Below are 7,611 nucleotides of genomic sequence, written 5' to 3'. Positions count from 1 at the left end.
TTTAACCAGAGGTAATTATCAATTATCCATTATCAATTATCAATTAATGAACTCTCCCTAAAACGGATTGGATTGAATAAAAGGAAAATAGATTCATTGTTTCTCCACGGCGAGTGAGAGGCTTTATACCTTAATTATTCGGTAATAAGGAGGAAGGAGGAAAGAAAATCTCTAATTTTATAGATTTATCAACAGATATTAACGTATACCAATAATGTAAAATACTATCAGGCGAGCAATTAATCAAGTAATATCATGTCCGGTTTAACAGTAATAATTAAAGCTCGTAGTAGGGCTTTAGCCCGATAAATATCTATCTTAGGGCTAAAGCCCTACTACAAACAAAAACTTTTTTATAATTAATAGACATCTCCTGACTCCTCACCCATAAGACTTCCAATCCCAAATCCTAACTAGGCAAACAAACATCAGGAGCGCACAAACCAGGAAATTCCACGGTAGTTACTTCAAGTGTATCTAGTTCAATTCTCCGAATCAGATGATTATTTGTATCTGCAATAAATAAATGTTGCGCGATCGCACTTAATCCTGATGGTTCAGAAAAACGAGAATTAATACCTTGTCCATCTTGATGACCAGCAGTACCATCTCCTAACATGGTACGACATAAACCCGCATGATATTCCACACGCTTAATTTTGTGATTATAAGTATCAGCAACCCAAACATAATTTTGAGTATACTCTACTCCCAAACAATGCTGTAGCAAAACCTCTAGACCTCGACCATCCTTGTCTCCAAAGCCAAATAATTCCTCACTGCCACAAATAGTACGCACTTTAGGATGCTCATTAACACCCACAGCTCTAACTGAACTAACCTCACTATCAGCAACAAATAACTCATTGCCATCTGTACTAATACCACTAGGTTGAGCAAAAGCTGATTCTGTCAAAGAACCATTTACACAAGATTCCCCACCATTACCTGCATAAATACTAATAATACCAGTATCAAGTTCCAATAACCATATTTGGTGTGAAGCTGCCATAGCAATAAAAAGCCGATCGCCTACCTTTTCCACATCCCAAGGAGAATTAAGCTTAGTTTCTTTAGCAATCCCAGTATCTGGTAAAATTTGACGACTTTGTTCTCCCGTACCTGCAATAGTTTCCACCTGCTGAGTTTGAAAATCTATTTTGCGTAGAGCATGATTTTCTGTATCAGCAACATATAAAACTTGATTTTTAGCATCAAAAGTCATACCTTGGGGAGCCGAAAATTGAGCTTCATCAAATGAACCATCAATTAATCCTGCTTTTCCACTACCAATAATCTGCAAAACCTCACCCTCAAGTGTACTGACAACAATGCGATGGTGTCCGGTATCAGCAACAAATAATTGATTGGTAAGACTATCAGCAAGAACTTTACCAGGAAATGCCAAAGGTGTAGTTAAAGGTTGCTTTTCCTTTTCCAGAATTAAACTAACTTCCTTAAAATCTATATTGCTTTTATTTTGATATTCTTCTATCAACTTACCAATAATTTCATCCAAAGCATCACGTTTACCTTCACCAGAAAAAGACCCTACCACATATCCTTCTGGATCAATAATCTTGAAAGTAGGCCATGCACGAACAGCATATTGTTGCCAAACTCTAGACCCACTATCAACTAAAACAGGGTGTTCAACGTCATAGCGAAGTATGGCCTGGCGGATATTTTCCACTTCTTTCTCATTCTCGAATTTAGCTGAGTGGACACCAATAACGGTCAAGCTATCTGGGTATTTTTGCTCAAGAAATTTTAGTTCTGGCAAAACGTGGAGGCAGTTAATACAGCAGTAAGTCCAGAAATCTAAGATAACCACTCGTCCTTTCAGAGATTGAAGGGATATAGGTTGGTCTGTATTGAGCCAAGGGTAATTTTGAGGCAGTTCAGGAGCTCTAACGCGAGACATAGGTATTAGATTAATAATACTAAAAGTTAATATTTTTCTAAATTTAGCGAAGTCTGAGAAAATGAGCAAAGTGGGTCATATTTTGTCCACATTTCACCATCTAAATTACGCCCAGGGGACTCGCACTTTGTCCAGTTATTCAGGTTCAATAGTTAGTCCTACCTGAATTATTGCTTGATAAAAAACCAGTTATATCATGTCCGGTTGAATAGTTAGAATTAAAGTTCGTAGTAGGGCTTCAGCCCGATATATACTTAGGGCTGAAGCCCTACTACAAACAAAAACTTTTTTATCACTGATTATCCGGACATGATATTATTAAGTAGAACTTGTTTTTTATCGACATATTTTTTGACTTAATACAAAAGTTTACAGAACTTACGCAACGGCACTAATTATAGTGGGTATATCTTGAATAATGACAAAATTATACGCTATATATAGCGGTACTTCGTAAGTCCTGGTTTATTCAGTTATATTTTCCGGTTCAATTTCTGGATTAACCTCTGGTACGGAATCATCTAAATTTTCCACCACATCAGAAGTATTTTCTGGTTCAATTTCTGGATTAACCTCTGGTACGGAATCATCTAAATTTTCCGGTTCAATTTCTAGATCAACCTCTGGTGCGGAATCATCACTTTTAGGTAGTATAGATTCCACAACATCTTCAGGTTTATCCTCAGTAATTTCTTCTAACTCTAAAGTAGTTTCTGCTTGAGCATCTTCATTTGCTGACATTGAGGAATCTTCCACAGAGTTATTAACTTCTTCTGGATTTGAAGTCTGGTTAGAATTTTCTTCAGGAGCTATTTCTTCTGGTGACTGTGGTATTGGTAATTCCTCTACTATTTCTGGTAAATTAGAAGGTTCATTTTCCTGAAGTGAGTCTTCAATTTCAGATTCTTTTGGAAAATTTAAAGTTTCTTCAAGAGTTGTTTCTTCTTGTTCTGCAGTAACTTGATTTATACCTTTAAATCTACCTTGAACCCAATTCCTTAGTTTGCCAATTTTTTCTTTCAGTATTTGTTGTACTTCTGATTCAGTAGGTTCGACTTTTGAGGTGGGTTCTATTTCAGGTTCGACAAAAGTTTCCTCTGACTCTAATTCCTCAGTTATCGCTTCAGTCACAGGAACTAGTTCTGGTTCTACTTCAGGTTCGGCAAAAGTTTCCTCTGCCTCTAATTCCTCAGTTATCGCTTCAGTCACAGGAACTGATTCTACTTCTGGTTCTATTTCAGGTTCGACAAAAGTTTCCTCTGACTCTAATTCCTCAGTTATCGCTTCAGTCACAGGAACTAGTTCTGGTTCTACTTCAGGTTCGGCAAAAGTTTCCTCTGCCTCTAATTCCTCAGTTATCGCTTCAGTCACAGGAACTGATTCTACTTCTGGTTCTATTTCAGGTTCGACAAAAGTTTCCTCTGACTCTAATTCCTCAGTTATCGCTTCAGTCACAGGAACTAGTTCTGGCTCTACTTCTGTTTCTATTTCAGGTTCGACAAAAGTTTCCTCTGACTCTAATTCTTCAGTTATAGCTTCAGTCACAGGAACTGGTTCTAATTCTGCTTCTGGAGTTATTTCAGGTTCAAGTTCCTCGTAGATGTATTCCAGATCAATGATACTCAATGCTTCTTTTAGTGAAATTTCTCCTCGAATTATTTTACTGAGAGGATCTTCCAAACCTGGTTTGTAGTTAATTAGGTGAACAGTATTGTTATAAACATTATTAATTGGATTACCCAATTCATCAATATATTCTAACTGTATCCAATTTTTTCCTGGATGGAATCCTTGTAAATATATTGATTGCCATTGATCGGTGATGAAACTGGTTCCATTAACAGTAACACGAATACGCCAATCATCTATTTCATCTTCAGTATCTGCTTGCGCTACCGAGTGCAATGGTGCATTGGTGAGATAGTAGTCAAGCATAATGGGTTCCTCACCATAGCTACCTACCGGACTATTATAAGTTAACAATGGTAAGTCTGGAGCAGGATTATTATTTGCGGTTTTGGTGAAGATATGAAATGTAGCTTGAGCATAAGCACCTTCGTTCTTAAAACTTTCATCCCATGGACTACAAGCAAAAACTCTTAGGGTATGAGTACCTGGTTCTAAGTCAGATAAGATAAAGGACTCATTGAGATCATAAATTTTTGTGTAATGTTTATCATCTAAGATTACTTCTATATAAGATCCTAGATCTAGGTCAGACTTACCCATATTTAAGTCTTGCACCTGGACTTCCAGAGTAACATCATTGTCTTCAAATATTTGATCTGGTTGTGGGTTTTGTATTGTGATTTGGGGTTGATATATGTCTATTGCTTGACGTAATTTTTGAATTATTTCTGGGGGAGAAACTTCAGATATTTTAGTTTTAGATATGGTTTCAGATTTTTGGGGACGAAGTTGAGGTAATTCTGGGAGGCGATCGCTACAACTAACTAAACCAGATATTAAAACTATTGTAATTAGGAATGTGATAATTTTTCTGAGATATGTTGCTTGCAAATTTATGCCAAACACTGAGGATACTCCTATAAATTTAGAGTTAACATTTAAGTTTTTTCTATGAATTAGCTTAACGCCAAGACTCTTACTCTGCCGTGTATTTCTAACTTCACTGGCAACTTTAGTCTGACAAACCAAAGTTTATCAGTATTTATTAAGGACAAACTAATTTTTTTGTGTTTCATAGTTGGTAGTTATCTATATATATAGATATGACGTTTATAAATTTAAGATTAGGTACTTCAAGGAAAATCAAGGGTTTCAGCTAGAGAGAATAGGGGATTATATACATTTTATCTATATTGACTGGGGAACTTCTGTAAATGAGTCCCAATTATAGATAATTAATTAACAAGATGGACGTAAGGTTGTAAGAGCTTAGTAAAATGTTTAAATGTCCATATTGACCATAGTCAAATTTAAAGATTAGTTAACTTTCCGGTTATATGCCTTGACTTTTTTTCTCTACTGTGAAAAACAAATCATACTTTATTAATCCGTCATCAAGAAATTTTAATAATTGTAAACATACAACTTAAACTTCTTAAGCAAGTCTATAATCACCTAAAGAAGTTTGCACTTACATTGAATTGGTAAAACCCAATCTATGTATTTGTCAGATTATCGCCAAAATATTGTATAGTTTTGGCATAAACAAAGAGTGTGATGTTGCACTCCAGCAATAGAGCAGTTAAAACCTGTAAACTTGCAAAAGATGTTGATAATTCTTTACAACTTTTATCAGTATCTACAACATAAATAATTTAGTTAATTGTCTTTGGGAGAGGAGAGTCTTCATGACCATAAGTCCTCCAGAGCGCGAGGCAAAAGTAAAAGTAACCGTAGATAAGGACCCAGTACCTACTTCATTTGAAAAGTGGGGCAAGCCTGGTCACTTTGATCGGTCTTTAGCAAGAGGACCAAAAACCACTACCTGGATTTGGAACCTCCATGCTGACGCTCACGACTTTGATAGTCATACCAGCGATTTAGAAGACGTATCACGTAAAATCTTCAGCGCACACTTCGGCCATCTGGCCGTAATCTTTATCTGGTTGAGTGGCGCATATTTTCATGGCGCTAAGTTTTCCAACTATGAGGCTTGGTTAACAGACCCTACAGGAATTAAACCAAGTGCTCAAGTAGTGTGGCCTATCGTAGGCCAAGGAATTTTAAATGGTGATGTTGGTGGTGGTTTCCACGGAATCCAAATTACCTCTGGATTATTTCAATTATGGCGTGCTTCTGGGATAACCAATGAGTTCCAACTATATTGCACAGCAATTGGAGCCTTAGTAATGGCTGCTTTGATGTTGTTTGCTGGTTGGTTCCATTATCACAAAAGTGCTCCTAAGTTGGAATGGTTCCAGAATGTGGAATCAATGATGAATCACCACTTATCAGGTTTACTGGGTCTAGGTTGCTTGTCTTGGGCAGGTCACCAGATTCATGTTTCTCTGCCAATTAATAAGTTGTTAGATTCTGGGGTAGCACCAGCAGATATTCCTCTACCCCATGAGTTTATCTTGAACAAAAGCTTGATGGCAGAGTTGTACCCTAGTTTTGCCAAAGGTTTAACCCCATTCTTTACATTGAATTGGGCAGAGTACGCTGACTTCTTAACCTTTAAGGGTGGTTTAAATCCTGTAACAGGTGGCTTATGGTTATCTGATACAGCTCACCATCACTTGGCACTAGCGGTGTTATTCATCGTTGCTGGCCATATGTACCGGACAAACTGGGGCATTGGTCATAGCATGAAAGAAATCTTAGAGGCTCACAAAGATCCACTTCTAATTGGTGGTGAAGGTCATAAAGGTCTCTATGAAGCTCTGACAACTTCCTGGCACGCTCAGTTAGCAATTAACTTAGCGATGATGGGTTCCCTTAGCATCATTGTGGCGCATCATATGTATGCAATGCCACCATATCCCTATATTGCTACTGACTACCCAACTCAGTTATCTCTGTTCACACACCATATGTGGATTGGCGGATTCCTGATTGTGGGAGCAGGAGCACATGGTGCTATTTTTATGGTGCGGGATTATGATCCAGCAAAGAATGTTAACAACGTGTTGGATCGAGTCATTCGTCACCGGGATGCAATTATTTCCCATTTGAACTGGGTATGTATATTCTTGGGCTTCCATAGCTTCGGTTTATACGTCCACAACGACACTATGCGTGCGTTTGGTCGTCCCCAGGATATGTTCTCTGATACCGGTATTCAATTGCAGCCAATCTTTGCTCAGTGGGTACAAAATATCCATATGATGGCTCCTGGCAATACTGCTCCTAATGCTTTAGCATCTGTTAGCCCAATTTTTGGTGGCGATGTATTAGCAGTAGGTGGCAAAGTAGCAATGATGCCAATGACATTGGGTACGGCGGACTTTATGGTTCATCATATCCATGCCTTTACCATCCATGTTACAGCTCTGATTCTTCTCAAAGGTGTACTGTATGCTCGTAGCTCTCGTCTAATTCCAGATAAGAGTGAATTAGGCTTCAGGTTCCCTTGCGACGGTCCTGGTCGTGGTGGTACTTGTCAAGTTTCCGGTTGGGACCATGTGTTCTTAGGTCTGTTCTGGATGTATAATTCTCTGTCAATTGTGATTTTCCACTTTAGCTGGAAGATGCAGTCAGACGTTTGGGGAACAGTAGCCGCAGACGGTTCAGTATCTCACATTACCTACGGTAACTTTGCACAAAGTGCAATAACCATCAATGGTTGGTTGCGTGACTTCTTGTGGGCGCAAGCTTCAAATGTAATTACATCCTATGGTTCAGAACTGTCTGCCTACGGCTTGTTGTTCTTAGGTGCACACTTTGTCTGGGCATTTAGCTTAATGTTCTTGTTTAGTGGTCGTGGCTACTGGCAAGAGTTGATCGAGTCTATTGTTTGGGCTCATAATAAGTTAAAGGTTGCTCCAGCAATTCAGCCTCGTGCTTTAAGCATCACCCAAGGTCGGGCAGTGGGGGTAGCTCACTATCTCCTAGGTGGAATTGCTACAACTTGGGCATTCTTCCTGGCTCGAATAATTTCAGTAGGATAAGAATCCAATAACGTTTTAACATTCTTCCTTGGGGGTTGACTCATCCTCAATCCCCTATTTCAATCTAAATTCTCACTAAATTCTCAAAGACTCGCGAGACTTAGATCA

General features: G+C 38.3%; 3 protein-coding genes. 1 reads left to right on the top strand and 2 read right to left on the bottom strand.

Going from position 1 to position 7,611, the window contains the following annotated elements:
- Nucleotides 1-409: 409 nt before the first annotated feature.
- Together ACP6PL_RS12925 and ACP6PL_RS12920 are read right to left on the bottom strand one after the other, a co-directional pair.
- On the bottom strand, nucleotides 410-1,924 hold the full coding sequence (locus tag ACP6PL_RS12925; RefSeq protein ID WP_426545670.1) for a thioredoxin-like domain-containing protein: 1,515 nt from the start codon (nucleotides 1,922-1,924) through the stop codon (nucleotides 410-412).
- Between the two features lie 465 nt (nucleotides 1,925-2,389).
- Nucleotides 2,390-4,582, bottom strand: coding sequence for a ubiquitin family protein (locus tag ACP6PL_RS12920; RefSeq protein ID WP_426545669.1), 2,193 nt, complete (start codon nucleotides 4,580-4,582; stop codon nucleotides 2,390-2,392).
- A gap of 659 nt (nucleotides 4,583-5,241) precedes the next feature.
- On the opposite strand from ACP6PL_RS12920, the gene psaA reads away from it, so the two are divergent.
- Nucleotides 5,242-7,503, top strand: a complete 2,262-nt coding sequence (gene psaA / locus ACP6PL_RS12915; RefSeq protein ID WP_426545668.1) for a photosystem I core protein PsaA — start codon at nucleotides 5,242-5,244, stop codon at nucleotides 7,501-7,503.
- Nucleotides 7,504-7,611: the final 108 nt, after the last annotated feature.

The organism is Dapis purpurea BLCC-M126 (assembly GCF_050015975.1).
Lineage (GTDB): Bacteria > Cyanobacteriota > Cyanobacteriia > Cyanobacteriales > Microcoleaceae > Trichodesmium.
Note: the sequence above shows the minus strand (reverse complement) of the source record. Positions and strands in the feature narration are given on the sequence as shown.